The 23,978-nt window shown below is 72.8% G+C and carries 24 protein-coding genes and 1 pseudogene; 13 read left to right on the top strand and 12 right to left on the bottom strand.

The window, feature by feature from the left end; translation table 11 throughout:
- Positions 1–410 precede the first annotated feature (410 nt).
- Positions 411–965, bottom strand: a complete 555-nt coding sequence (locus ACH4T9_RS00005) for a hypothetical protein (RefSeq protein WP_396668999.1) — start codon at positions 963–965, stop codon at positions 411–413.
- A gap of 410 nt (positions 966–1,375) precedes the next feature.
- Between ACH4T9_RS00005 and ACH4T9_RS00010 the strand changes: the two genes are divergently transcribed.
- Together ACH4T9_RS00010 and ACH4T9_RS00015 are read left to right on the top strand one after the other, a co-directional pair.
- The gene (locus ACH4T9_RS00010) at positions 1,376–2,245 is read left to right on the top strand and encodes a hypothetical protein (protein WP_396669000.1); all 870 of its coding nucleotides are present in this window, start codon (positions 1,376–1,378) and stop codon (positions 2,243–2,245) included.
- A gap of 196 nt (positions 2,246–2,441) precedes the next feature.
- Positions 2,442–2,684, top strand: a complete 243-nt coding sequence (locus ACH4T9_RS00015) for a hypothetical protein (protein ID WP_396669001.1) — start codon at positions 2,442–2,444, stop codon at positions 2,682–2,684.
- A gap of 423 nt (positions 2,685–3,107) precedes the next feature.
- On the opposite strand, the pseudogene ACH4T9_RS00020 reads toward ACH4T9_RS00015, so the two are convergent.
- A pseudogene (locus ACH4T9_RS00020) lies at positions 3,108–3,557 on the bottom strand (SRPBCC family protein); the annotation flags it as partial.
- A gap of 179 nt (positions 3,558–3,736) precedes the next feature.
- On the opposite strand from ACH4T9_RS00020, the gene ACH4T9_RS00025 reads away from it, so the two are divergent.
- Positions 3,737–4,273 carry a DUF4240 domain-containing protein gene (locus ACH4T9_RS00025; protein WP_396669855.1) on the top strand — a complete coding sequence of 179 codons (537 nt, stop codon included), beginning with the start codon at positions 3,737–3,739 and terminating at the stop codon, positions 4,271–4,273.
- A 1-nt stretch (position 4,274) separates the two neighbouring features.
- On the opposite strand, the gene ACH4T9_RS00030 is transcribed toward ACH4T9_RS00025, so the two are convergent.
- Together ACH4T9_RS00030 and ACH4T9_RS00035 are read right to left on the bottom strand one after the other, a co-directional pair.
- Complete coding sequence (locus ACH4T9_RS00030; RefSeq protein ID WP_396669002.1) at positions 4,275–4,760, bottom strand: GNAT family N-acetyltransferase; 486 nt, start codon at positions 4,758–4,760, stop codon at positions 4,275–4,277.
- A gap of 161 nt (positions 4,761–4,921) precedes the next feature.
- Complete coding sequence (locus ACH4T9_RS00035; protein ID WP_396669003.1) at positions 4,922–5,539, bottom strand: pyridoxamine 5'-phosphate oxidase family protein; 618 nt, start codon at positions 5,537–5,539, stop codon at positions 4,922–4,924.
- A 165-nt stretch (positions 5,540–5,704) separates the two neighbouring features.
- On the opposite strand from ACH4T9_RS00035, the gene ACH4T9_RS00040 reads away from it, so the two are divergent.
- The 3 genes from ACH4T9_RS00040 to ACH4T9_RS00050 are packed head-to-tail and all read left to right on the top strand — an operon-like array spanning position 5,705 to position 7,893.
- Positions 5,705–6,211: a DUF2231 domain-containing protein gene (locus tag ACH4T9_RS00040; RefSeq protein WP_396669004.1), complete on the top strand. Its 507-nt coding sequence runs from the start codon at positions 5,705–5,707 to the stop codon at positions 6,209–6,211.
- Complete coding sequence (locus tag ACH4T9_RS00045; protein WP_396669005.1) at positions 6,208–6,783, top strand: Hsp20/alpha crystallin family protein; 576 nt, start codon at positions 6,208–6,210, stop codon at positions 6,781–6,783. The genes ACH4T9_RS00040 and ACH4T9_RS00045 overlap by 4 nt, the downstream gene beginning before the upstream one ends.
- 6 nt (positions 6,784–6,789) lie before the next feature.
- Entirely contained in the window at positions 6,790–7,893 is a 1,104-nt protein-coding gene (locus ACH4T9_RS00050; protein ID WP_396669006.1) for a glycosyltransferase family 9 protein, read from the top strand.
- Between the two features lie 28 nt (positions 7,894–7,921).
- Here the strand turns inward: ACH4T9_RS00050 and ACH4T9_RS00055 are convergent, their stop codons facing one another.
- On the bottom strand, positions 7,922–8,800 hold the full coding sequence (locus ACH4T9_RS00055; RefSeq protein WP_396669007.1) for a glycosyltransferase family 2 protein: 879 nt from the start codon (positions 8,798–8,800) through the stop codon (positions 7,922–7,924).
- Complete coding sequence (rfaE2, locus tag ACH4T9_RS00060; RefSeq protein ID WP_396669008.1) at positions 8,797–10,776, bottom strand: D-glycero-beta-D-manno-heptose 1-phosphate adenylyltransferase; 1,980 nt, start codon at positions 10,774–10,776, stop codon at positions 8,797–8,799. Before rfaE2 ends, ACH4T9_RS00055 begins: the two co-directional genes overlap by 4 nt.
- A 148-nt stretch (positions 10,777–10,924) precedes the next feature.
- On the opposite strand from rfaE2, the gene ACH4T9_RS00065 reads away from it, so the two are divergent.
- Together ACH4T9_RS00065 and ACH4T9_RS00070 are read left to right on the top strand one after the other, a co-directional pair.
- Positions 10,925–11,476 (top strand): type 1 glutamine amidotransferase domain-containing protein, encoded by a 552-nt coding sequence (locus ACH4T9_RS00065; RefSeq protein ID WP_396669009.1) that lies wholly within the window; start codon positions 10,925–10,927, stop codon positions 11,474–11,476.
- 160 nt (positions 11,477–11,636) lie between these two features.
- Positions 11,637–13,313, top strand: coding sequence for an MDR family MFS transporter (locus ACH4T9_RS00070; protein ID WP_396669010.1), 1,677 nt, complete (start codon positions 11,637–11,639; stop codon positions 13,311–13,313).
- Positions 13,314–13,390: 77 nt separating this feature from the next.
- Here ACH4T9_RS00070 and ACH4T9_RS00075 read toward each other — a convergent pair whose 3' ends face one another.
- Positions 13,391–13,882: an NUDIX domain-containing protein gene (locus ACH4T9_RS00075; RefSeq protein ID WP_396669011.1), complete on the bottom strand. Its 492-nt coding sequence runs from the start codon at positions 13,880–13,882 to the stop codon at positions 13,391–13,393.
- Between the two features lie 56 nt (positions 13,883–13,938).
- Between ACH4T9_RS00075 and ACH4T9_RS00080 the strand changes: the two genes are divergently transcribed.
- Positions 13,939–15,588 (top strand): fatty acid--CoA ligase, encoded by a 1,650-nt coding sequence (locus ACH4T9_RS00080; RefSeq protein WP_396669012.1) that lies wholly within the window; start codon positions 13,939–13,941, stop codon positions 15,586–15,588.
- Between the two features lie 208 nt (positions 15,589–15,796).
- Here the strand turns inward: ACH4T9_RS00080 and ACH4T9_RS00085 are convergent, their stop codons facing one another.
- Positions 15,797–16,804 carry an NADPH:quinone reductase gene (locus tag ACH4T9_RS00085; protein WP_396669013.1) on the bottom strand — a complete coding sequence of 336 codons (1,008 nt, stop codon included), beginning with the start codon at positions 16,802–16,804 and terminating at the stop codon, positions 15,797–15,799.
- A gap of 289 nt (positions 16,805–17,093) precedes the next feature.
- Between ACH4T9_RS00085 and ACH4T9_RS00090 the strand changes: the two genes are divergently transcribed.
- Positions 17,094–17,819: a DUF981 domain-containing protein gene (locus tag ACH4T9_RS00090; protein WP_396669856.1), complete on the top strand. Its 726-nt coding sequence runs from the start codon at positions 17,094–17,096 to the stop codon at positions 17,817–17,819.
- 29 nt (positions 17,820–17,848) lie between these two features.
- Here the strand turns inward: ACH4T9_RS00090 and ACH4T9_RS00095 are convergent, their stop codons facing one another.
- From ACH4T9_RS00095 to ACH4T9_RS00105, 3 genes are all read right to left on the bottom strand, one after another.
- Positions 17,849–18,502 (bottom strand): HAD family hydrolase, encoded by a 654-nt coding sequence (locus ACH4T9_RS00095; protein WP_396669014.1) that lies wholly within the window; start codon positions 18,500–18,502, stop codon positions 17,849–17,851.
- Positions 18,503–18,628: 126 nt separating this feature from the next.
- Positions 18,629–19,453 carry a hypothetical protein gene (locus ACH4T9_RS00100; protein WP_396669857.1) on the bottom strand — a complete coding sequence of 275 codons (825 nt, stop codon included), beginning with the start codon at positions 19,451–19,453 and terminating at the stop codon, positions 18,629–18,631.
- A 165-nt stretch (positions 19,454–19,618) separates the two neighbouring features.
- Entirely contained in the window at positions 19,619–20,287 is a 669-nt protein-coding gene (locus tag ACH4T9_RS00105; RefSeq protein ID WP_396669015.1) for an FKBP-type peptidyl-prolyl cis-trans isomerase, read from the bottom strand.
- A 217-nt stretch (positions 20,288–20,504) separates the two neighbouring features.
- On the opposite strand from ACH4T9_RS00105, the gene ACH4T9_RS00110 reads away from it, so the two are divergent.
- Complete coding sequence (locus ACH4T9_RS00110) at positions 20,505–20,897, top strand: PPOX class F420-dependent oxidoreductase (protein WP_396669016.1); 393 nt, start codon at positions 20,505–20,507, stop codon at positions 20,895–20,897.
- Positions 20,898–20,943: 46 nt separating this feature from the next.
- On the opposite strand, the gene ACH4T9_RS00115 is transcribed toward ACH4T9_RS00110, so the two are convergent.
- A complete protein-coding gene (locus ACH4T9_RS00115; RefSeq protein ID WP_396669017.1) occupies positions 20,944–21,951 on the bottom strand; it encodes a Ku protein in 1,008 nt (335 codons plus the stop codon).
- Positions 21,952–22,037: 86 nt separating this feature from the next.
- Between ACH4T9_RS00115 and ligD (ACH4T9_RS00120) the strand changes: the two genes are divergently transcribed.
- Both ligD (ACH4T9_RS00120) and ligD (ACH4T9_RS00125) read left to right on the top strand, forming a co-directional pair.
- Entirely contained in the window at positions 22,038–22,979 is a 942-nt protein-coding gene (gene ligD, locus ACH4T9_RS00120) for a non-homologous end-joining DNA ligase (RefSeq protein ID WP_396669018.1), read from the top strand.
- Complete coding sequence (ligD, locus tag ACH4T9_RS00125; protein ID WP_396669019.1) at positions 22,969–23,883, top strand: non-homologous end-joining DNA ligase; 915 nt, start codon at positions 22,969–22,971, stop codon at positions 23,881–23,883. The genes ligD (ACH4T9_RS00120) and ligD (ACH4T9_RS00125) overlap by 11 nt, the downstream gene beginning before the upstream one ends.
- The last annotated feature ends 95 nt before the right edge of the window (positions 23,884–23,978 follow it).

Consider the following 23,978-nt stretch of genomic DNA (forward strand, 5'->3'; position numbering starts at 1 on the left):
GCGATCACTGATGCCAGTCAGTGCCAGCCCGTACCATCCATGTCGATCAACTCGTAATGCGTAGGTCGACGGTTCGATTCCGTCAGGCGGCTCGGTAGGTGAAAGGCCCTGGTCACTAACTCTGACCAGGGCCTTTCACCTGTCCGCCGGCAGAAAAGGGTGGCTCGCTGGCGCCGGGCATCTTCGATCCGATGGCAAAGCTGAGGACACGCTGGCCTGCGCCGGGTGGGTCTGCTGCCGGGGACGGGTGAGTCGCCGGTCAGGATCGGGCCATGACCCCGAGCGCGAGGGCCGCCAGGATCAGCACCGGGGTGCCCGGAAGACGACAGCGTCTTCGACCTGCGGGTGTCCGGCCCTTGCCACGACTGCGGCCCCGTCTCCCTCGAACCGAGGGAGACGGGGTGTCACGGTCAGTTGGGCGAGTGTGGTTTGTACGGCAGGGTGGCGGGCTCGCGGGGCGGATTCACCAGGTCGTCCCCCGGCCAGAACGGGCCCCGCGCAACGTATTGGCGGACGGCAGCGGTCAACTGGGCAAGTTCGCGCCGCCGCTCGGCCGGGCCGACGATTTTCGGGGGTGCGTCGATGTAGTGGACCGTGTGCTTGGTGGCGGGTCCGTGACTGAGGAGGGTGGCGGCCAGGGGCGGCAGGCCGAGCGGCATCGCGTCACACTTTCGCTGCTGGCCGAGCCACACGATGTCGTCAACGACCGACGCCCAGTCGCCGACCAGGCTCCAGCCCGCGCCCCCGTCCAGCTCGTACGTCAGGGTCGACAGCGGCACCACGCAGCCTGGCGCGCGGTCGGGAAACTCGGTCAGGCATCGGTACATCAGCGCGCCGTCGGGTTGCGTGACGGCGGGGTGCAGCAGCGTCCGTGCGTGGACGATGGTCGCGTTGATCGGTACCGGATGCTCCGGTGCCTCATACGGCTCGTGTACAGCGAGGAAGTGCACATCCAGTACAGCCACCAGTGGGGATCCTCACGGCAGGGGGAAGTGGACGAGGGGCCCGAGCCCCTCCGTCCTTATTGGACACCTTGAGGCTCGCTCATCGTGACAGCACGCGCCGGTCGGTCCGGACCCGTGGGTCGACCGCTGTCCCCGACCGGTGGACGTGACCCCGCCCCCGCCGTCAGGCAGTTACTCCTCGTGTTCATTGTGAGGCTCCCGTGCCCCGGGACCCGTCCGCGCGAAAGCTCCCTTCGATAACTATCACTATCCGAAGAGTGGACGTTTCCGCTGGTAGGGGCGTTGTTGCCTGATTACTCTTGGCTCATCAGCCCGACGATGTGCACCTTTGGCCGGGCGCGTCCTGCACCTCCGGATTCTTACTCGGAGTGATCGTTGTGCTCGGCCTTCCCCCACGGAAGGAGGGCCCCATGACCCGGGCCCCGACGAATCTCCTGAACGTTCGGACCCTGTTGCTGTCGTGCCTCAAGGACCTGGAACCGGCCGCCGTCGGCATCGTCGGCGACTCGGCCCACCGCGGGGGTTACCACTGCGGCTCCGACCGGGTCGTGACCAACGACTACTCGGTCGTGGAGTCCCCCCGGGACCAGTCGGGGCTGACCCTGGACGCCTCCGGCCTGGACGTCGGCTCCTTCACCGTACGGTCGGGCGGCCTCACCCACGACCTGCGCTCGTTCTCGGTCTGGTGCGTGCAGCAGTGCGCGGCCGGCGCGGCCGACACGCGGGACATCAGGGAGATCATCTACTCCGCGGACGGCAAGGTCGTCCGGCGGTGGGACCGGCTCGGCAAGCGCACCACCGGCGACAACTCCCACCTGTGGCACACCCACTTCAGCTTCTTCCGCGACTCCACCAAGGCGGGCCGGGACCAGACCCCGCTGTTCCGCCGCTACCTGACCGGCATCGGCATCCTGGAGGATCACATGGACCGCGCAGAGTTCCTCGGCCACATCAAGGCCGCGCTGACCGACGAGGGCATCGCGACGCAGCTACGGGCGATCCCATGGCAGTACGTCGGCGGGGGCATCCCCAAGGACATGAGCACCCTCGGCGTCCTCAACGAGGTGCTGAGCAACACACGCAGCACAGCGGCCAAGGTCGGCGTCGACCTGGTCGACGAGCCGGCCATCATCGCCGGGGTGCTCGCCGGGCTGTCACCGCAGCGGCTCTCCGAAGCATTGAAGACAGCGGGGTTGACCCCGGAGGCCATCGCGGCGGCGGTGCCGGCGGAAATCGCCCAGCAGGTCGTCGACGAGCTGACCGCCAGGCTGTCGACCTGACGGCGGGTGGACCTGTCGACTCTCGTCCCGCCCGGCGGGGCACGCCGGGCGGGCAGGGACCGCGGGGAGTGGGCGGGGAGTGGGCCCTCCGAGCTACAGCCACCCGACGGTACGACCGCGCAGGTCGTCACCACCGACGACACGCGGCGCATTACTGCCTACGTGACCGAGCGACCGATCAACAGAGGAGGCCCGCATGTCCACCCCCATCCCCACCTCGACCGCCACCGAGCCGTTGTTCACCGTCGGCGGGATCACCGCCGCCGGTACGGCCGTGATCAGCCTGCTGGTCGCCTTCGGCCTGCCGCTGTCCGCGAATCAGCAGACCGCCGTACTCGGTCTGGTCGCCGTACTCGCCCCGCTGGTGGTGGCGGCGATCGCCCGGGGCCGGGTCTACTCGCCGGCCACCGTGGCCCGGCTGTTGGAGAACCGCCGGTAGCGCGCTGCCCCGACCGTCCCGGCCAGCTCTCCCGGGCGGCGGGCCGGCGGTCTGTGCGCCGCCGCGCCCGCCGGGCTCCCTCGGCCTGACATGCTCCGGGCCCCTCGGCGTGACGGCCCCTCGGCGTGACGGCCCCTCGACGTGACGGCCCCTCGGCATGGCGGCCCCTCGACGTGACGGCCCCTCGGCATGGCGGCCCCTCGACGTGACCGGCCCGGGTCGCGCGGACCCGGGCCTGCGTCGTGCGGGAGCCGGTCAGAGCGGCCGGTGGACGCCGTCGGGGTCGGCGCCGGTCGGGTACGGGGTGGTGGTCGGCGCAGTCGCACCGGCGTCGGTGTCCCGGCCGGACCCGTCGACCCTGCCGCTGTCGCCCCGGGTGCCGGCGGCGTACTCGACGCCGGGCGTGCCGAGTCGGCGACCCTCGTCGATCGTTCCTCGCCAGCCACCGGTCTCGACGCCTCGGCTCTCGATGTACGTCTTGAACCTCTCCAGGTCGGACTCGGCCTGTCGCTCGACGAGGTGCAGCCGTTCGCCGGCCTTCTCGACGAAGCCCTCCGGCTCGTACTCGAGGAACAGCCGGACCATCGTGCGATTCGTGTCGACCGGCTGGAAGTGGACGGCACCGGCGTTGGTGAACCCCTCGGTGGCGGCCCAGGCGACCTTGCGGTCCGGCACCTGCTCCAGCACCTTCGCGTCCCACTCGCGCTGGACGCCGGCGATCTCGGCGACCCAGTGCATGCGCCTGTCGTCGAGCTGGCGCACCTCCCTGACACCGCCCATGAACATGGGGAACTCCTCGAACTGCGTCCACTGGTTGTACGCGGTGCGGATCGGGACGTTCACCTCGACGGACTTCTCGACCCTGGTGGTCATCGACACTCCTTCGGGTTGTGGTCTTCCGCGCTCTCGCGCGCCGGAAACGTGCTCACGTCCACCGAATCCGTACCCGGGGCCGGTCGTCTCAACCACGTCCGTCCGAGATGGTCGTCATATCCACCGTCGGCCGGCGGCGGAACGTGTCGGTCGGGCTGGCTAGCATCCCGCCCGTGACCATGCCTTCAGACAATCCCGTGAAGCTGCTGCCGAGCGCCGACGACGAGGCCCGGTTCTGGGCCCTGGTGGAGTCCGCGTGGGAGCCGTTGGGCCCCGAGGCCCGGGCGCTGCGCCGCGCCCTCGTCGAGCGCGACCCGGACGCCGACGACGTCAACGTGTACGCCCTGGACGCCTCGTTCGCCCCGTTCCTGGACAACCTCCGTTCCCTCGGCGCCGAGTTGTCCAGCGAGGAACTGACCGCCCTCGACCGGGTGATGGAGCGCAAGCTGTACGACGTCGACCGCGCCGACATCCACGCGGTTACCGACGGCTCCGACGACGGCTTCCTCTACTGCCGGGGCCACATCGTCGCCCTCGGGCAGGAGTTCTACGAGGCGGTGCGCGTCAACCCCGCCCTGGCCGTCCTGGACGGCAGTTGCGAGAGCATCTGCTACCTGTTCGCCCACCTGCACGACAAGCTGTTCGGCGGGTGGCCGCGCACCGGGTCGGGCATCTCCCGGGAGTCGTTCAGCAACCCGGAGGGCTGGCGCGGCTAGCTCAGAACGCGCGGTACATCACGTGCAGGCCCACCCGGCCCAGGCCCGGGTGGGCGAATGCGCCCGGCACCGTGCCGACCACCTCGAAGCCGTGCCGCCGGTACAGCTCCACCGCCGTGCGGTTGGTCTCGACCACCGCGTTGAACTGCATACCGGCGTACCCGCGCCCGTGGGCCCAGCCCAGCGCGTGCCGGCACAGCGCGGTACCCACCCCGCGCCCCCGGGCGTCCGCCGCGACCATGAAGCTCGCGGTGGAGACGTGCGACCCGGGACCGGGTCGGTTGGTGCCCATCTTGGCCGTGCCGAGGACCCGGTCGCCCTCGACCGCCACGACGGTCAGGCCGGGCGGGCGCTCCACCCACATGTCGTACGCCTGCCCGGCGGTCATCGTCGGGTCGTACGGGAAGGTCTCCTCGGCCCGGACGACCGCGCCGACGATCTCCCACACCTGCGGCCAGTCGGCCTCGGTGAACTCGCGGATCAGCACGGCCGCCGACGCTAGCATCGCCGCCGGACCGCGCACGACCTGATTCCGGCACCGGGTCGGCTGCTCCGGCCGGTCGGGGAGTCCCGCAGGCCGCGTACCGGGGAGAAGGGCACGCCGAGGAGCGCGCCGGTCGAGCCGCCGCGGCATCGGGCGCGGCGGAATCAGACGTAGATCTTCTTCGCGTACTCCGGGCCGTAGTGGCGCTCCAGGTCGGCCAGGCTCTCGTCCGGGGCCTCGACCTCCTTGATCAGCCGGGCCCGGGACGGCAGCGCGTCCGGCTGCCAGATCTCCGGCCGCCACAGCTCCGAGCGGAGGAACGCCTTGGCGCAGTGGTAGAAGATCTGTTCGATCTCCACCACGATCGCCAGGATCGGTCGGTGGCCCTTGACCATCATGTCGTCGAAGAACGGGGCGTCGCGCACCAGCCGGGCCCGGCCGTTGATCCGCAGCGTGTCCGTCCGGCCGGGGATCAGGAAGAGCAAGCCGACGTGCGGGTTGTCGAGGATGTTGCGGTAGCCGTCCGCCCGCCGGTTGCCCGGCCGCTCGGGGACCGCGATGGTCGTGTCGTCCAGCACCAGCGCGAAGCCGGGCGGGTCGCCCTTCGGCGAGACGTCGCAGCTGCCGTCCGCGCCCGCCGTGGCGACCAGGCAGAACGGCGAGGCGGCCAGCCACTGCCGGTCCCGCTCGTGCAGGACGGTCCGCTCCTTGGCCGCCGCCCGCGCGTTCGGCGTCCCCAGCAGCTCGCGCAGTTCCCCGTGCGAGGTGATCTCCACCGTCACGTCTTCCTCCCCCGACCGTTGACCTCGGTGGTGGCGGCGTGCGGCGCCGGTGCCCGGCCACCTGTCGCCCCAGCCTAGCCGGGCGCGTCTGGCCGGAGGTTTGTCCAGCGGTGTCCCGGGTGCCGCGCCGGCCAGCGTCCCGCAACACATCAACGGAGGCCGCCAGTGGAAAGCCGACTCAAGGTGCTCGGGCACCCCGTGCACCCGATGCTGATCACGTTCCCGGTCGGACTGCTGGTCACCGCGGTGATCTTCGACGTGATCGACACCGCCGGCGGCCCGCGATTCCTCGGCGAGGTGGCCTACTGGAACATCACGGTCGGCCTGATCGGCGGGCTGCTGGCGGCGGTGGCCGGCGCGTTCGACCTGCTCGCCATCCCCACCGGCACCCGCGCGAAGCGGGTGGGCCTCAGCCACGCCGCCGCGAACCTCGCGGTCATCCTGCTCTTCGCCGCCGTCTGGGTCGTCCGGCTCAACGCCGACTCCCGGGCGGCCGGCGGCGCGCTCATCGCCATCGAGGTGGTCGCGTTGGCCATCCTCGGCGGCAGCGCGTGGCTCGGCGGCGAGCTGGTCGACCGGCTCGGCGTCGGCGTCGACCGGGACGCCAACCTGAACGCCCCCAGCTCGCTGCGAGCACCGGCGGCCACCCACTCGATCGGAGACGTGCGATGAGCGAACAGTCCGCAGGCGGCCGGGGCTGGCGCGGCCGGCAGCCGAACTGGGACCCGATGGGGGAACTCCAGTCCCTGCGCGCCGAGCTGAGCCGGCTGGTCGGCGGCACCCGACCCGGCCCGCCCGAGGTGGAGCTGACCGAGACCGCCGAGGGCTGGGAGGCCGTGGTCCGGCTGCCCGGCGTCGCCCCCGAGGAGGTGGCCGTCGAGCTGGACGACCGGGAGCTCTGCGTCCGGGCCCGCTCCGAAGCCGAGGTCAACGCCGACCAGGGCATCCCCGGCGGCCTTCAGGCCCGGGGCTTCGAGTACCGGGTCGACCTGCCGTCCCGGGTGGACCCCGACCGGATCGACGCGGTGATGGACCACGGGCTGCTCCGGGTCCGGCTGCCCAGGGCGATCCGGCCCGCGCCGCGCACCATCACCGTCGGCCGCACCGGCTACCGGGGCGCCGGCACGGTTACCGGCCATCCGGTCGACCCGGCCGCCGACCGGGAACTGCACCACCCGGACCTGGCCCCCGGCCGGGAACTGCACCACCCGGACCGGGCCGCCGACGAGATCGACCGGCCGTAGCGCGTCGTGGTCACCCCGTCCCCGCTCGGCCCGGTGGGCGAGCGCGTGCCCGACGTCGCGCGGATCGCCGCGCTGCGTGCCAACGCGCTCGGCGACCTCATCTTCGTCCTGCCCGCGCTGGAGGCGCTGCGCGCCGCGTACCCGGGGGCGGAGATCGTGTTGGTCGGCGCGCCGTGGCACACGAAGCTCTGGCGCGGCCGGCCCGGCCCGGTGGACCGCGTGCTGGTGGTCCCGCCCGCGCCCGGCATCCGCGCCCCCGAACCCGGCGAGCCGGAGTCGTCGATGGACGACTTCCTGGCCTCGGCCCGCGCCGAGCGCTTCGACCTGGCGCTGCAACTGCACGGCGGCGGCGGCAACTCCAACCCGATCGTCGCCGGCCTGGGCGCCCGGGTCACCGCCGGGCTGCGGGCCGAGGACGCCCCGCCGCTGGACCGCTGGACCCGGTACGTCTACTACCAGCACGAGGTGCTGCGCTACCTGGAGGTGGCCGCCCTGGTCGGGGCGCCCGCCACCACGATCGTCCCGACGCTGACGGTCACCGACGCCGACCGGGCCGAGGCCGCCGGGGTGCTCGGCGCGGCGACCAGGCCCCGGGTGGCACTGCACCCCGGGGCCACCGACACCCGGCGGCGCTGGCCGGCCGAGCGGTTCGCCGAGGTGGCCCGCGTCCTGGCCGGCGACGGGTACGAGGTGCTGGTCACCGGCACCCCCGCCGAGCGGGAGCTGGTGGACCGGGTGGTCGCGGCGGCCGGGGTGCCGCTGCGCCCGCTCGTCGGCACGCTCGGCCTCGGCGGGCTGGCCGCCTGCTACGCCGGCTGCGCCCTGCTGGTGTCCAACGACACCGGCCCGCTGCACCTGGCTGCCGCGGTCGGCACCGCCACCGTCGGGATCTACTGGGTCGGCAACCTGATCAACAGCGGGCACCCGCTGCGCGCCCGGCACCGCCCGATCGCCTCCTGGACGGTGCGCTGCCCGGTCTGCGGTGTCGACTGCACCCCGGGGATCTACCCGCACCGCCCCGGGCACGGCGACTGCCCGCACCGCGACTCGTTCGTCACGGACGTCCCGGTCGTGGAGGTCGTCGAGGCCGCCCGCGAACTGCTGGCGTGAGCGCGGGCGACGCCCGATGCGACGCCCGTCAGGCGGGCTGTGGGGTGTCCGAGTCGGCGAGGACGACCTCCCACGCCTCCACGTCCCGCTCGGTGACGGTGGTCGGCGACTCCAGGTGGTACGCCCCGCTGGGCAGGACGCCCGCGCCGCCGTGCCGCTCCAGCACGGCCAGCTGGGCGGCCACGTCCTCGCCCTGGTGCTTCTCCGGCATCCGCCGCCAGAACTCGAAGCCGCCCGAGTCGACCAGCGCCGCCCGGTCGTAGAGCACGCACCCGCCGATCCAGGAGACCTTGTACGCCCGCCAGGCCCCCGGCGGCAGGTTCAGCCGCTGCGTCACGTGCAGCAGGTTCGCCGCCGGATGGATCGAGGCCCGCTGCCACTGCGGCGTGCCGGGGCGGACCCGCTCCGGCACCGGCCGGCCCACCCACTCCTCGTAGTGCCCGTGGGTCTCCGGGCGCACGTCGTCGACGTACGACAGCCCGTGCACGGCGTTGCCGACGAAGCCGCAGCCCAGCTCGCCGATCGCGGTGACCAGGCGGTGCAGGGTTCCCGGCTCCAGCCAGACGTCGTCGTCGAGGCAGAGCACGTACCGGGCCGCCGACCGGTCCAGCAGGTACGCCCGGTGTTCGGCCAGCCCGCGCCGGGGCAGCCGCCGGGTCAGCAGCACCGGGTGGCCCCGGTGGCGCAGCGCCCGCACCATGGTGGCCGCCGCCGGGTGGGCGTACGCGGGGTCGCCGTCGGACTGGTCACTGACCACCACCCCGAACCCGGGCACGCCCTCCTGGGTGGCCAGCCCGGAGAGGGTGACCGCCAGCTCGGCCGGGCGGTTGCGGGTCGGGATCAGCACGTCGAGCTGCCGCTCGCGGCGGAACTCCCCGGCGTCGCCGGGTTCGAGCGGACGGTTCACGCCGGCCTGCCGGTCAACGTCTGCCCCGGGCCGTCGGACCGGTGCCCGGTGGCCGGCGCGCCCGTCGCCTGGGCCCGGATGCGCTCGATGATCGCCGAGGTGGAGCGGTCCGGCACGTACCCGAGGGTGCGGACCTGGCCGCCGAGCCGGCGCACCAGCGGCGCCTCCGGCACCATCTCCGGCGGGTAGTCGCCGCCCTTGACGTAGACGTCGGGGCGGACGGTCTCGATCAGGGCCGCCGGGGAGTCCTCCTCGAAGACCACCACGTGGTCCACGCAGGACAGCGCGGCGAGCAGCGTCACCCGGTCCTCCACCGGGTTGACCGGCCGGTCCGGCCCCTTCAGCCGGCGCACGCTGCCGTCGGAGTTGACCGCGACCAGCAGCAGGTCGCCGAGGGCCCGGGCCTGCTGCAGATAACGCACGTGCCCGGGGTGCAGCACGTCGAAGCAGCCGTTGGTGAACACCACCGACCGACCCGCGTCCCGGTGCGCGGCCACGATGTCCGCCAACTCGTCCGGGGCGACCAGCACCGGGTGCCCGGGGTCGCCGGCCGGGACGTCGAGCGCGTCGAGCAGGTCCTCGCGCCGGCACACGCAGGTGCCGGTGTCCGACACGGTGATGGTGGCGGCGAGCTGGGCGAGCTGCGCGGCGGTCGGCAGCGGCGCGTCGGCGGCCAGGGCCAGCGTCATCGCGGCCAGGTACACGTCCCCCGCGCCGACCGCATGGCTGGCCGGGACCGGGGTGCTGTGGCTGCGCCGGGGCGCGCCGTCCGCGCCGCCGACCACGGCGCCCTCGGTGTCCAGGGTGACCGCGACCACGTCCGCGCCGGTGTGCGCGCGCAACTCCGCGAGGCGGGACTCGGCCAGGACCGCCCGGTCCACCCCGTCGCCGGCCTCGGCGTTCACGGTCACGCCCGTGCCGGTGACGCTGAGCCCGTCGCCGGTCATCGCCACCCGGTCCTCGCCGGGCGTCGGCTCGCCGGTCGGACCCGTCGGCCGGCCGAGCGGCAGCCGGGACGCCGGCCTCACCCCGCCGCCGGAGCCGCCGCCGGGGTCGCTGGCGGAGCTGCCGCCAGGGCCGCCGCCGGGGCCGCCGCCGGAGTCGTCGCCGGGGCCGCCGCCAGGGCCGCCGCCGGAGTCGCCGCCGGGGCCGCCGCCGGAGTCGCCGGTGGCGGTGTTTCCGGCCGGGACGGGGCGGCCCGGCGCCGAGCCCACGCTCAGCTCCGACGGCCCGTCCGCCGGGTCGGACCCGGAGTGGTGGTCCAGGTGCAGGTGGGTGTCGGACCGGGCAGCCGCCCGGGCGAGCAGCCGGGTGGCCTCGGCGAAGCTCGGGGTGACCACGGTGGGCGCGAGGCCCCGCCAGTCGGCGAGGTCGTGCGCGTCGAGCGCGACCGTGGCGTACCGGTCCCGGGCGGCGACCAGCCAGGCGCGCACGGGCGCGGGCAGCGAGCCCAGCCCGTAGTCGCAGACCACCAGGGTGGGCACCTCGCCGCCGGCGGCGGCCCGCAGCTCCTCGGTGGCGCATTCCAGCGCCGTGAGCAGCCGGGCCACGCCGTCCCGTTCGAGCACGTCGTCCGGGTCTCCGGAGTCCTCGCGCAGCAGGATCTGGTTGCCGGCGAGCATCCGCCGTTTCACCGGGGTCGACCGGCCGGGCTGGTTGACGGTCCGGTCCCAGACGCCGGCCCGGTCCAGACAGTCGTGCAGCTCGTCCCCGGCGGCGTCCGCGCCGACCGGGGCGACCAGCACCGCCCGCCCGCCGAGGGCGGCCACGTTGACGGCGGTGTTCGCCGCGCCGCCGGCCGCCGAGATGCGCCGGCGCAGGCTGAGGACCGGGGCGGGCGCCTCCCGGCAGAGCCGGTCGGAGTCCGCGAACCGCCATTCGTCGAGCATGGCGTCGCCGATCACCAGCACGGGGCGGCCCAGCCAGCTCTCCACGACGGTGGCGAGCCGGCGCTCTTCCGCTGCTGCTCCTGCCATGCCCGTCGGGGTCCCCATGGGGTGCCGGGTCAAACCTGGGCCGACCCCGCCCGGCCGGCCGGGGCGTGGAGCGGGTCACCTCGGGTTCGGGTTTCGGGCATCCGGGCCCGGGAACGTCCAGAGGTACCCCGGAGAGGAGATGCACGAGATGGCAGCGACGACACTGCAGGGCAAGCGGATCGCCTTCCTGGCCGCCGACGGCGTCGAGGAGGTCGAGTACACGCAGCCGCGCGAGGCGGTCGAGAAGGCGGGGGCCACGGCCGAGCTGGTCTCGCTGAAGCCCGGCCGGATCCAGTCCTTCAACCACCTCGACCACGGCAGGACGTACGACGTGGACGTGGCCGCGGCGGACGCGGACGCCGGCGGCTACGACGCCCTGGTGCTGCCGGGTGGGGTGGCGAACCCGGACTTCCTGCGCACCGACCCGGCCGCGGTGCGGTTCGTGAAGGCGTTCTTCGAGGCCGGCAAGCCGGTCGGGGTGATCTGCCACGGCCCGTGGACGCTAATCGAGGCGGACGTGGTCCGGGGCCGCCGGATCACCTCCTGGCCGAGCCTGCGCACCGACCTGACCAACGCCGGCGCGAACTGGGTCGACGAGCAGGTGGTCACGGACAACGGCCTGGTCAGTAGCCGCAAGCCGGATGACCTCCCGGCGTTCTGCGCCAAGATCGTGGAGGAGTTCGCCGAGGGCCGCCACTGACGTCGGGACAGCCGTCGACGCCGGTCGGCCGTCGAAGTCGGTCGGTCGGCGCTGACGCCGGTCGGCCGCCGTCGAGGCCGGGAGCCCGCCCGTCGTGGCGCGGGCGTCGAAGGATCTCCGGCATCGGGCATGATCCTCGCCGTACGGGATAGAAGGCGGGGTGACCAGCGAAGCCAACACCCGCCCGACGCTGACCGCCCGCCAGCTCCGCCTTCTCATGTTCGGCCTGATGACCGGCATGCTGCTCGCCGCGCTGGACCAGACGATCGTCGGCACGGCGCTGCCCACCATCGTCGGCGAGCTGGGCGGGATCGAGCACTACTCCTGGGTGGTCACCGCGTACCTGCTCGCGTCCACGGCCTCCACCCCGCTGTACGGCAAGATGGCCGACCTGTACGGGCGCCGCCCGGTCTTCCTCTTCTCGATCGGCACGTTCCTGCTCGGCTCGCTGCTCGCCGGGCTGTCGCGGGACATGACCCAGCTCATCGTGACCCGTGGGGTGCAGGGCCTCGGCGCGGGCGGCCTGATGACGCTGGCGTTCACCATCATCTCGGACGTGGTGTCGCCCCGGGAGCGGGGCCGCTACCAGGGCCTGTTCGGGGCGGTGTTCGGCATCTCCTCGGTGGCCGGGCCGCTGGTCGGCGGCTACTTCGCCGAGACGAACTGGCGGTGGATCTTCTACATCAATGTGCCGCTGGCGATCCTGGCCATCGTGGTCTGCTACCACGTCCTGCGGCTGATCCCGTTCGAGCGGCGGGAACACACGATCGACTGGCTCGGCGCGGGGCTGCTGGTCGTCGGGGTGAGCTGCGTGCTGCTCGCGCTGAGCTGGGGCGGCACCTCGTACGCCTGGGGCTCCGGTCTGATCATCGGGCTGTTCGTGGCCGGGGCGGTGCTGGCCGTGCTGTTCCTGGCCCAGGAGGCCAGGGTGGGTGAGCCGATCCTGCCGCTGCGGCTGTTCCACAGCCGGACGTTCGCGCTGGCCAACGGTGCCGGCTTCGTCATCGGCCTGGTGATGTTCGGGTCGATCATCTTCATCCCGCTGTACCTCCAGATCGTCAGGGGCGCGTCGCCGACCCGCAGCGGTCTGCTGATGCTGCCGATGATGGCCGGCATCATCGTCACCTCGATCGTGACCGGCCGGGCGATGAGTCGGATCGGCCGGTACAAGTGGTTCCCGGTGGCCGGCTCGGCGGCGCTGCTCGCCGGCATGCTGCTGTTCACCCGGCTCCAGGTCGCCACGTCGCTCTGGCTGGCCTTCGGCTACATGGTGGTGATCGGCGTCGGGCTGGGCCTGTGCATGCAGTCGCTGATTCTCGCCGTGCAGAACGCGGTGGACATCCGGGACCTGGGGGCGGGCACGTCGTCGGTGACCTTCTTCCGGTCGCTGGGCGGCTCGTTCGGGGTGGCGATCCTCGGGACGGTGCTGTCCTCCCGGCTCACCGGCCAGCTCGCCGACCGGCTGCCGGGCGCGATCGCCCAGCTTCCGCCGGACCAGCGGGCCGCGTTGGCGGCCCAGGGCGGGACGAGTATCTCGATCAACGACCCGGCGACGATCCTGGCCCTGCCCGGCCCGGTCCGCGACGCCGTCCAGGGCGCGTTCGTCGAGTCGCTGCACCTGGTCTTTCTCACCACCGGGCTGATCGCCGTGCTGGCGGTGCTGTTGACCCTGCTGATGCCGAACGAGCAGCTTCGCGGCACCGGCCCGCAGGGCGCCACCGGCGGCGCCGACCCGCTCGGCGGCAGTGCGCCCGCTCCCGGCGGCCGGCCGTTGGCGAAGGAGTCGAAGGACGAGGCCGCCACCGATATGGAGGCCAAGAGCCAGACCATGCTCTGACCCCGGGCGGGGCCGCCCGGGGTCAGGCGTAGGCCGGCTCCGGGCTCACGCGAGGATCAGCCGGGTGACTCCCGGGCTCACTTGAGGATCAGCCGGTTGGTCTGCTCGAAGACGTCCAGGTCGGCGAGGGTCTCGGTGACCGACACGGAGAGCGGGGTGGGGAGCCGCTCGCGCGGGAAGAATCCCGCGTCGGTCGTCTCGTCGGTGACCCGGGTCAGGTCGCCGTCCCAGTCCTCGACCCGGAACGCGACCGTGAAGATCTGGTAGGTGTGGCCGTACATGTTGGTGTTGATGTGGTCCGGGCCGGTGTAGAGGGTGAACGCGCTGACCCGTAGGGCGCGCAGCCCGGTCTCCTCGCGCACCTCGCGGACCGCGCAGTCGGCGATGGACTCGCCCAGCTCCATCGCGCCGGCCGGCATCGCCCACTGGCCGTTGTCGGAACGCCTGATCAGCAGCACCCGCCCGGCGCTGTCGCGGACCACCGCGCGGGCGCCGACGAACATCAGGGTGCGGTCACCGGCCAGGGCGCGAAGCTGCCCCACGTACGAGTCGGCCCAGGAGATGCTCATCTGAACAACCCTACGGGGGTTCCCAACGTGTGACCGCCGACACTAGCTTCTTACTCATGCGTAGCACGATGATGGACGCTCCCCTTCAGGTCGCCCGGATCCTCGACCACGGCGCGACGGTGCACGGCACGGCCGAGGTGGTCACCTGGACCGGCGCCGAGCCCCGCCGCATGTCGTACGCCGAGGTGGGGCGGACGGCCGCCCGGCTGGCCCACGCGCTGCGCGACGAGTGCGGGGTGACCGGCGACGAGCGGGTCGCCACGTTCATGTGGAACAACGCCGAGCACCTGGTGGCGTACTTCGCCGTGCCGAGCATGGGCGCGGTGCTGCACACGCTCAACATCCGGCTCTTCCCCGACCAGGTCACCTACATCGCCAACCACGCGCAGGACCGGGTGGTGCTGGTCGACTCGACGCTGATCCCGCTGCTGGCCCGGGTCATCGGCGAGCTGGCCACCGTGCGGCACGTGGTGGTGGTCGGCGGCGGCGACCCCGCCCCGCTGGTGGCGGCGGCGGGCGACCGGATCGCCGTACACCACTGGGACGCCCTGCTGGCCGGGAGGCCGGAGGTCTACGACTGGCCGGAGGTGGACGAGCGCGACGCCGCGGCCCTCTGCTACACCTCCGGCACCACCGGCAACCCCAAGGGGGTCGCCTACTCGCACCGCTCGATCTACCTGCACTCGCTCCAGGTCTGCCTGCCGGAGGGGTTCGGTCTCGGGCCGACGCACCGCGAGCTGACCATCGTGCCGATGTTCCACGCGATGTCCTGGGGCCTGCCGTACGCGGCGTTCCTCTCCGGAGCGTCGCTGATCATGCCGGACCGGTTCCTCCAGGCTGCCCCGATCGCCGAGATGATCGCCGCCGAGCGGCCCACCCTGGCCGGCGCGGTGCCGACCATCTGGAACGACCTGCTGGCCTACCTCGACAGCCACGACGTGGACATCTCCTCGTTGAGGGAGGTGATCGTCGGCGGGTCGGCGTGCCCGCCCGCGCTGATGCACGCGTTCGACGACCGGCACCACATCGACGTGATCCACGCCTGGGGGATGACCGAGATGTCGCCGCTCGGCTCGGTGGCCCGGCCGCCGGCCGGCGCGACCGGCGAGGACGCCTGGCGCTACCGGTACACCCAGGGCCGGGTCCCGGCCGGGGTCGCCGCGCGGATCGTCGGCCCGTTGGGCGAGCCGCTGCCCGCCGACGGGACCTCCGTCGGCGAGCTGGAGGTCCGCGGGCCGTGGGTGACCTCCCGGTACGTCGGGGACGACGCCCCGGACGAGGAGAAGTTCCGCGACGGCTGGCTGCGCACCGGCGACGTCGGCACGCTCTCGCCCGATGGCTACATCACGCTCACCGACCGGGCCAAGGACGTGATCAAGTCCGGCGGTGAGTGGATCTCCTCGGTGGAGCTGGAGAACGCCCTGATGGCCCACCCGGCCGTGCTGGAGGCCTGTGTGGTGGGCGTGCCCGACGAGCGCTGGGACGAGCGCCCGTTGGCCACCGTGGTGGTCCGCGAGGGCACCGAGGTGAGCGCCGAGGAGCTGCGCGACTTCCTCGCGAGGTCGGTGGCGCGCTGGCAGCTCCCGGAGCGGTGGTCATTCATCGACGAGGTCCCGAAGACCAGCGTCGGAAAGTTCGACAAGAAGGTGGTGCGCTCCCGGTACGCCGACGGCGGGCTGAGTGTCCGGGAGCTGACAACGCCGTAACGCTTTCAGGCGCATCTTCGCCTGAAGGGGCAGGGACGTACTCCTAAACATCCCTCCCCAGGGGGCGGCCCCGGCGTTCGCACCGCGCCGGGGCCGCCCGTCTCATGTGGGCCGTCCCGTTTCTCCACGGTGCGGCCACGCACTGTCATTGTCGCGAAACTTGTTCGGCTCTGTCCCGGCGTCGGGGAAAACAGCCGGTGAACGCCGCTCAGTCGGCTGTGCTGACCAGCACCTTGCCGACCACCGAGCGCTCCACCGCCCGATGCGCCGCCGCCGTGTCGGCCAGCGGGTGCTGGTGCAGCGGCAGGCCGGCCTCCGCGCCCACCCGTACGCCGCCCTGCGCCACCGCCGCCGCCACGTCGTTGACCGCCTGTGCCTTTGCCGCCGTCGGGGCCGTGTAGACCAGCACGAACTGCCAGCGGGCGTTCGGCACCATCAGCGGCCGGATCGGCAGGGTCACCTCGTCCCCGCCGTCGTCGGCGTAGACGCAGACCGCCCCGCCCTGGCGCAACAACTGGACGTCGGCCGCCGCGTTCCTCGCCGCCGAGACCTCGACGATCGTGTGCACCCCGTCGGGGGCGATCTTGCGGACCTCCTCGACCACGTCCTGCTCGCGATAGTTGATCACGAATGAGGCCCCGGCCGCCGCCGCCAGGTTCGCCTTCTCCGCGCTGCTCACGGTGGTGATCACAGTGGCGTCGGCCCACCGGGCGAGCTGGATCGCCGCGTTGCCGACCACGCCCGCCCCGCCCTGTACCAGCAGCGTGTGGTCGGTCAGCGCGCCGGCGTGCAACCCGTCGGGCATGAACTCCCCGGCTGTCAGGCAGCGGTGCGCGGTGAGGAACGGGATGCCCAGGCTCGCCCCGAGGTCGAAGGGGGCGCCGCCGAGGGGAACCGCCTGCCGGACCGGCACCACCGTGTACTCCGCGGCGGTGCCCCAGGGCCGCTGCCACGCGGCCTCCCACACCCACACCCGCTCGCCGATCAGGTTCCGGTCCACGCCCGCGCCGACCGCCTCGACGACCCCGGCACCGTCCTGGCCGGGGGTCTGCCAGCCGGCCGGCGGCCCCTGCCGGCGGGACTTCCAGTCGGTCGGGTTGACCCCGGAGACGGCCACCCGGACCAGGACCTCGCCGGGCCCCGGCTCGGGCACCGGCCGGTCGACCAGGCGCAGCACCGAGGCGTCACCGCCGGTCTCGTAAACGACCGCCCTCACCGTCGCCCCCTAATCCTTGGAAGCCAACTCCGTACCCGACCACCCACCCTTCATGCCACCCCGCACCCCCGACGGCTCAGTCGACCGCGCTCGTCCGGGGATGTAGTCGATCAGCGCCGGGCTCCGCTTCACCGGACCGCCCGACGGCCAAAATGCCGCGAAACGGGAAAATCGGAACAAGTTTCGGTTACTTTCTGAGAGCGGTGCTGCCGCCCGGCCCGGCAGGAAGGGCGGAAGAGGAACGGCCGTATCGAGCGGCCGTCACCGGAACAGGTTTCTGGGGGGCGTGATGAACGTGCTCGCGCAGGACGGATTGAAGATCAACTGGGTGGAGATGCCCACCTACAACACGATCATGGCGATCTCGGCCGGAGCCGGCCTGCTCCTGGTGGTCATGTTCGCCCGACAGTTGGTGCAGGGCCGGGACATCGCCACCGACGGCTGGGCGATGGCCTTCGCCGTCCCGGGCATCATCCTCGCCCTGACCGGCCTGCACATGACGCTCACCTGGCCCCTGGCCAGCGGCGGCTTCGCCTTCGACAACATCATCTTCGGCGAGCCGGCACTGGCCTTCGGAGTGCTCATGCTCGGTGCGGCGCTGGTGTTCTGGAAACGCGGCCCGATGCTCGCGGCCGACCCACCCGCGAACCCCGGCCACCGCCTCCAACTGGTCCGCCAACTGCTCGGCCCGAGCTCCGTGTTCGTGTTCGCACTCGGGCTCTCCTGCTTCGCCATCGCCGCCGCCGGCTGGACCTACACCCTGTTCGCGGCACCGCCCGAGGAACCGATCTCGGGTGAGTTCGCCGACTACCCGTGGTTGGAGGCGACCTTCATCTCCGGGCTCTACGTGCTGGTCGGAATCGGCGCCGTGGTCTTCCCGTTCGCGATTCGACGGCTGGCCCGTCCGCTGCTGCTCGTCGTCGGCATCACCTGGGGGCTGGCCGGGCTGGTGTTCCTGCTCTTCGGTGCGCTGAACTACTTCACCCACATCGGCCTGATCGTCAACACCCAGTAGCCGGAAGCACCCTGGCCGACCCGGATCGTTCAGTCGAGGGCGGCGACGACATCCGGGGTCAGGTCGCCCACCGTCGGCAGCACCACGGCCGCGAGCCGCTCGGCGTCCGGGTCCAACGGGTACGCCCCGTGCGGCACCGCCACCACCCGCATCCCGGCGGCGGCGGCCGACCGTACGCCGTTGGAGGAGTCCTCCACCGCGACGCAGCGGGCCGGGTCGACGCCGAGCCGCCCGGCGACGGCCAGATACACGTCGGGGGCGGGCTTGCCGTGCGCGGTCTCCTCGGTCGACAGCGTCGCCCCGAACGCGTCGGTCAGGCCCGTCGCGGCCAGCGCCGCCGCGATCAGCCGGGTCGGCGAGGAACTGGCCAGCCCGAGCGGCCACCGCGCCGCCAGCCGACGCACCACCTGGTCCGCCCCATCGATCACCGGTACGCGCTCCGCGTACCGCCGGGTCATCTCGTCGACCACCTCGGCGGCAACCTGCTCGGCCGTCCGGTCGACGCCCAGCTCGCCGCTGAGGTACCGGGCCCACTCGCCGGTGCTCATCCCCATCAGCCGGCGCTGGGTGTCCGGCTGCCAACCGCCGCCGTGCGTCGCCACGTACGCCCGGCGGACCTCCTCCCAGACCGGCTCGGAGTCCACGATCACGCCGTCCAGGTCGAAGACCACCGCATCAGCCACGCCCCCATCCTGCCCGATCCGGGGCGGACCGACGGACAGGCGGCCGGAGACGGGCGGCGCGGCCCGGCCACGGCAGGCGGCCGGAGACTTGGCGGACCCGGCGGTGGCCGGGGCGGCGCACCGGGCTCAGGCCGGCAGCGGGGGCAGGCCGATCGGGCTGCCCTGCGGGATCACCGTGTGACCTGCGCGGGCGATCGGGTCGAGCAGCTCCCGCAGCCGGTCCGTGCCGTCCGTGCCGAGCGCCCGCCACGGGTGGGTGGCCGCCAGGTCGGTGGCGTCCTCTACGGCTTGGAACGTGGCCCGGCCGTGCCCGGTCGGGTCGCCGTCGGGCGTCAGCCAGTTCCGTTCGACGAGCCGGCCGGCCGCCGCCCGCCACTGCTCCTCCGACCAGCCCCGGCCCAGCAGGTTCACCGGCGCCATGCCGTCCGCCACCTTCCAGGCCAGCGTCTCCACCGGGTCCAGGCCCGCCGCTACCAGCGCGGCGACGTGCCCGTCGCCCCGGTGTTCGCGCAGGGTGGTGGCCGCCTGCCAGAGCCGGGCCAGCGGGTACTCGGCGGCCGGCAGGGCGGCGTTCGCGGCCCCCAGCACCCGGCCGGCGGGCTGCGCCGCGCGGGCGGCCGTCTCCAGCAGCCCGGCGGCCTCGGCGAGGTGCCCCTCCGGCAGCTCGTACGTCAGCTCGGCCAGCGCCTGCACCGCACCGGTGAGCCGGGCCCGCAGCGCCTCCTCCGGGGTCGCCAGCCGCCACACCGCAGGCAGCGCCCGGGTCACCATGTGCGGGGCGAAGCTGAAGAACGCCGCGATCACCGGGGCCGCCTCGGTGGCGCCCAGCGGGGCGGACCGGCCGGCGAAGTACCCCCGCCAGTAGCCGCGCAGCCCGACCGCCTCGTAGGCGGCACGGGCGCGCGGATGGAAATAGGTGACCGCGTGCACCGGCTCGAAGTGCGTCCACATCAGCCGGGCGAGCCCCGGGTCGTCCAGCGCCGCCACGTGCACCTCCGCGTCGGATCGGGAATCACCGCGGCGCGGTCGGAACCGCCCACGGTGACCCCGAACCTACTGGTCGTGGGCGACCGGAAGGAAGACCGCTGTTGAACTACCGCATGGCTGCGGGGTTTGCTACTGGGCGGCGAGCACGTCGACGACGAACCGCAGCGGGCCGGCCGGCCGGCCGCCGGAGGCGTCGTTGCCGTACGCCAGCTCGGCGGGCAGGTCGAGCTGCACCCGGCTGCCCACGGTCGCCCCGACCAGGCCCTGGTCCCAGCCCTTGATGACGCTGCCGTTGCCGATCGGGAAGGTGGCCGGCTGGCCGCTGTTCCAGGACGCCTCGAACTCCTTGCCGTCCTTGTAGAAGACGCCCACGTAGTTCGTGGTGATCTGCTGGCCGGCCTTGACCACCGGGCCCTTGCCCTTGATCAGCGTGGTCACGACGAGCTTCTTCAGCTCGCCCTTGCCCGCCTCGACCTTCGGCTTGGTGGCCAGCGCCGGGTCCATCCCCTCGGGAAGCTGCGGGGCGGGCGGCGCGGTGGGCCCGGCCGATGGGGCGCTGGCCCCGGCCGACGGGGCGGACGCGAACTCACCCGGAGCGTCGTCGTCGCCCTGGTTCACGACGACGAAGACCCCGACCAGGATCGCCACGACGGCGAGGCCGGAGAGCGCGCCGAGGATGGACTGCCGGCGGCGCTTCGCCTCGGCGGCCTTCTTCGCCGCCAACTGGAGGCCCAGCCGCCGCTCCGCCTTGCCGCCCGGGCCCTGGCCCGCCGACCGGTTCTGCACACGCTCGCTCACGTCGACTCCCTGATCAAGAGGTGGGGGCCCGGCGGCCGCTGCCGAGGCCAGCGCACACGGTACCCGCCCTGCTCCCCTCGGTGCTGCCTCGGCCGGTGCCGGTCCCGGTCCGGCCGTCCCGTTCCAGCCCGCCCCGCCCGTTCCTCCTGTCCGATCCCTACCGCTTCGGCAACAATTGCCCGGGTGTGGGGCTCCGGACGGGGGTAGTTTCACGACCATGGCGATCCTCACCGAAGAAGACCTGGCCCTGCTGGCCGAACCGCAGCTCGCCCACGTGGCCACCATCGAGCCGGACGGCACCCCGCACGTGACGCCGGTGTGGGTGGACACCGACGGCCAGCACATCGTGTTCAACACGGCCAAGGGGCGGCAGAAGTACAACAATATCCAGCGCAACCCGACGGTCGCGGTCTCCGTCGTCGACAAGGCCGACGACTTCCGCACCCTGTGGGTGAAGGGCACCACCGAACTGGTCGAGGAGGGCGCCGACGAGCACATCGACCGGATGGCGCAGAAGTACCTCGGGCAGGACACCTACCCGTTCCGGCAGCCCGGCGAGGAGCGGGTGATCGTCCGGGTCACCCCCACCCAGAAGCTGGGTCGCGGCTGACGCGTGCGGCGGCGGCCCCACGGTCGACCGGGCCCCCGCCGCACCACTAGGCGGTCTTGCGGGGAGCCTTCTTCGGCGCGGCCTTCCTGGCCGGGGCCTTCTTCGCGGCGTCGGACTCCGCAGCCTTCTTCGTGGCCGCCTTCTTCGTACCCCCGGCCTTCTTCTCGGCCGTCTTCTTCTCGGCGGTCTTCTTCGCCGGGGCCTTGGCCGCCTTCTGCGCCGACCGGGCCGAGGTGATCGGGGTCGGCTCCCCGCCACCGGCCGCCGGCTGCTCGCCGCGCGCCGCCCGGGCGCGCTCCACCGACGCCTTCAGCGCGGCCATCAGGTCCACCGCCGCCGCCGGGGCCTCCTCGACCTCCTCCGGCTGGACGACCTCCCGGCCCTGCACCTTCGCGTCGATGACCTCCTGCAACGCCGCCCGGTAGTCGTCGGTGAAGACGTCCGGCTCGAACTCCCCGGCCATCGAGTCGATCAGCGAGCTGGCCATCGCCAGCTCCGGGGGCCGGACCTTCAGGTCCTCGCCCAGGAAGCCGAAGTCCGGGGTACGCACCTCGTCCGGCCAGAGCATCGTGTTGAGCAGCAGCACCCCCTCCCGGACCCGCAGGGTGGCGAGCTGCTCCCGCTGGCGCAGCGCCACCTTCACGATCGCCACCCGCTCCGAGTCGGCGAGCGCGTCGCGCAACAGCACGTACGGCTTCGTGGCCGCGCCCTCCGGCTCCAGGAAGTACGCCTTGTTGTAGAGGATCGGGTCGACCTGCTCCGCCGGGACGAACTCCAGCACGTCGATGGCCCGCGAGGTGGTCAGCGGCAGGTCGGCGAAGTCGGAGTCGGTCAGGATCACCATCTCGCCGCCGCCGATGTCGTACCCCTTGGCGATGTCGTCGTAGGTGACCTCCTCACCGCAGACGGAACAGGTGCGCTTGTAGCGGATGCGCCCGCCGTCCTCCCGGTGCACCTGGTGGAAGCGGATATCTTTCTCCTCGGTGGCCGAATAGAGCTTCACCGCGATCGAGACCAGCCCGAACGAGACCGCCCCCTTCCAGATCGCCCGCATACCCCGCTCCTCTCCCCGGTTCAGCTCAGGATCCCAAAGGATCGAAGCGGGCGCGAGCACTTCGATTGCCCTACTACAGTCGAGAAATGCCCGGCGCGCCGTTGAAGCCGATGCTCGCGATGACCGGCCCACTGCCCGCCGGCGCCGACTGGGCGTACGAGTTCAAGTGGGACGGCGTACGCGCGCTGGCCGACATCACCACCGGCCGGCAACACCTGTACGCCCGCTCCGGCGCGGAGATCACCACCGCGTACCCGGAGCTGATCACCCTCGGCGAGCAGGTCGACGACGCGCTGCTCGACGGCGAGGTGGTGCTGCTCAACCAGGCCGGCCAGCCCTCGTTCACCGCCCTGGCCGAGCGGATGCACGTGCGGGACGCGGCGAAGGCGGCCCGACTCGCGGCGACCGTGCCGGTGACGTACATGATCTTTGACCTGCTCCGGCTGCGCGGCGCGGACCTGACCGGCCGGCCGTGGCGGCAGCGGCGGGAGCTGCTGGACGGGCTCGGCCTCGGGGCCGCCCGGTGGGCGGTGCCGCCGACCTTCACCGACGGCCCGGCCACCTACGAGGCGGCCGGCGAGCACGGCCTCGAAGGGGTGATGGCCAAGCGGGCCGGCTCGGCCTACCGGCCCGGGGTCCGCTCCCCGGACTGGGTGAAGGTCAAGCTGGAGGTGACGGGCGACTTCGTTGTCGGCGGCTGGCGACCCGGCGCGCGCAAGATCGGTGGGCTGCTGATCGGGGTGCCCGGCCCCGACGGCCGGCTCGTCTACCGGGGCCGGGTCGGCGGCGGCATCGGTGCCGCCATCGAACGGGAACTGCTGCGCGAGCTGGAGCCGCTGCGTTCCGGGGAGTCGCCGTTCTCCGGGGACGTGCCGCGCGAGGACGCCAGGGCCGCCATCTGGGTACGGCCCGCGGTGGTGGTCGAGGTGAAGTACGGTCAGCGCACCCCGGACGGCCGGCTGCGCTTCCCCCGCGTGCTGCGGCTCCGCCCGGACAAGCCGCCGCAGGAGGTGGACGATGCCGGGTGACCGGTTCCGCGTCGACGTGCAGGGGCGCTCGCTGGACCTGTCCAACCTGGACAAGGTGCTCTATCCCGACGCCGGGTTCACCAAGGGCGAGGTGATCGACTACTACACCCGGATCGCCCCGGTGCTCCTGCCCCACCTGGCCGACCGGGCGCTCACCCGGATCCGGTACCCGAACGGGGTCGACGACAAGAGCTTCTTCGAGAAGAACGCACCGGCCGCCACCCCCGACTGGGTGCACACCGAGACGCTGCCCGTCCCCGGGTCGAGCAAGGGCCGGGAGACCATCGACTACGTGGTGGCCGACGACCTGCCGACCCTCGTCTGGCTGGCCAACCTCGCCGCCCTGGAACTGCACACGCCGCAGTGGAGGATCGGCAGCCATCCCGACACGATGGTCGTCGACCTGGACCCGGGGGCGCCGGCGGGGCTGCGCGAGTGCTGCGAGGTGGCGCTGCTGCTGCGCGACCGGCTCGCCTCCGACGGCATCGACTCGTACCCGAAGACGTCCGGGAAGAAGGGCATGCAGCTCTGCTGCCCGATCGCCGGCACCCAGTCCTCTGATCTCGTCTCGGACTATGCGAAGCGGGTCGCCCAGGAACTGGAGAAGGAACACCCGAAGCTGGTCGTGTCGCGGATGGCGAAGAACCTGCGCCCTGGGAAGGTCTTCATCGACTGGAGTCAGAACAACGCGGCCAAGACGACGGTGTCGCCGTACTCGCTGCGGGCCCAGTCGGTGCCGGCCGTCTCCACCCCGCTGACCTGGGACGAGGTTTCCGCCGGTGCCGCCGGGAAGCGGCCGGCCGCTCGCCCCTATACCGCTGTGGAGGTGCTGAAGCGGGTGGAGAAGCAGGGGGACCTGCTTGCCCCGCTGCTCGACGGCGGCCCCAAACTGCCCACCGGCTGACGCGCCGGCCGAGTCCGCGTCGTCGGCGGAGGACCGTCGTACCCTCACCTGGTGCTGGTGCTGGTGCTGGTGCTGGTGCTGGGACCTGCTGGACA

The organism is Micromonospora sp. NPDC020750 (assembly GCF_044334565.1).
Taxonomy (GTDB): Bacteria; Actinomycetota; Actinomycetes; order Mycobacteriales; family Micromonosporaceae; genus Micromonospora.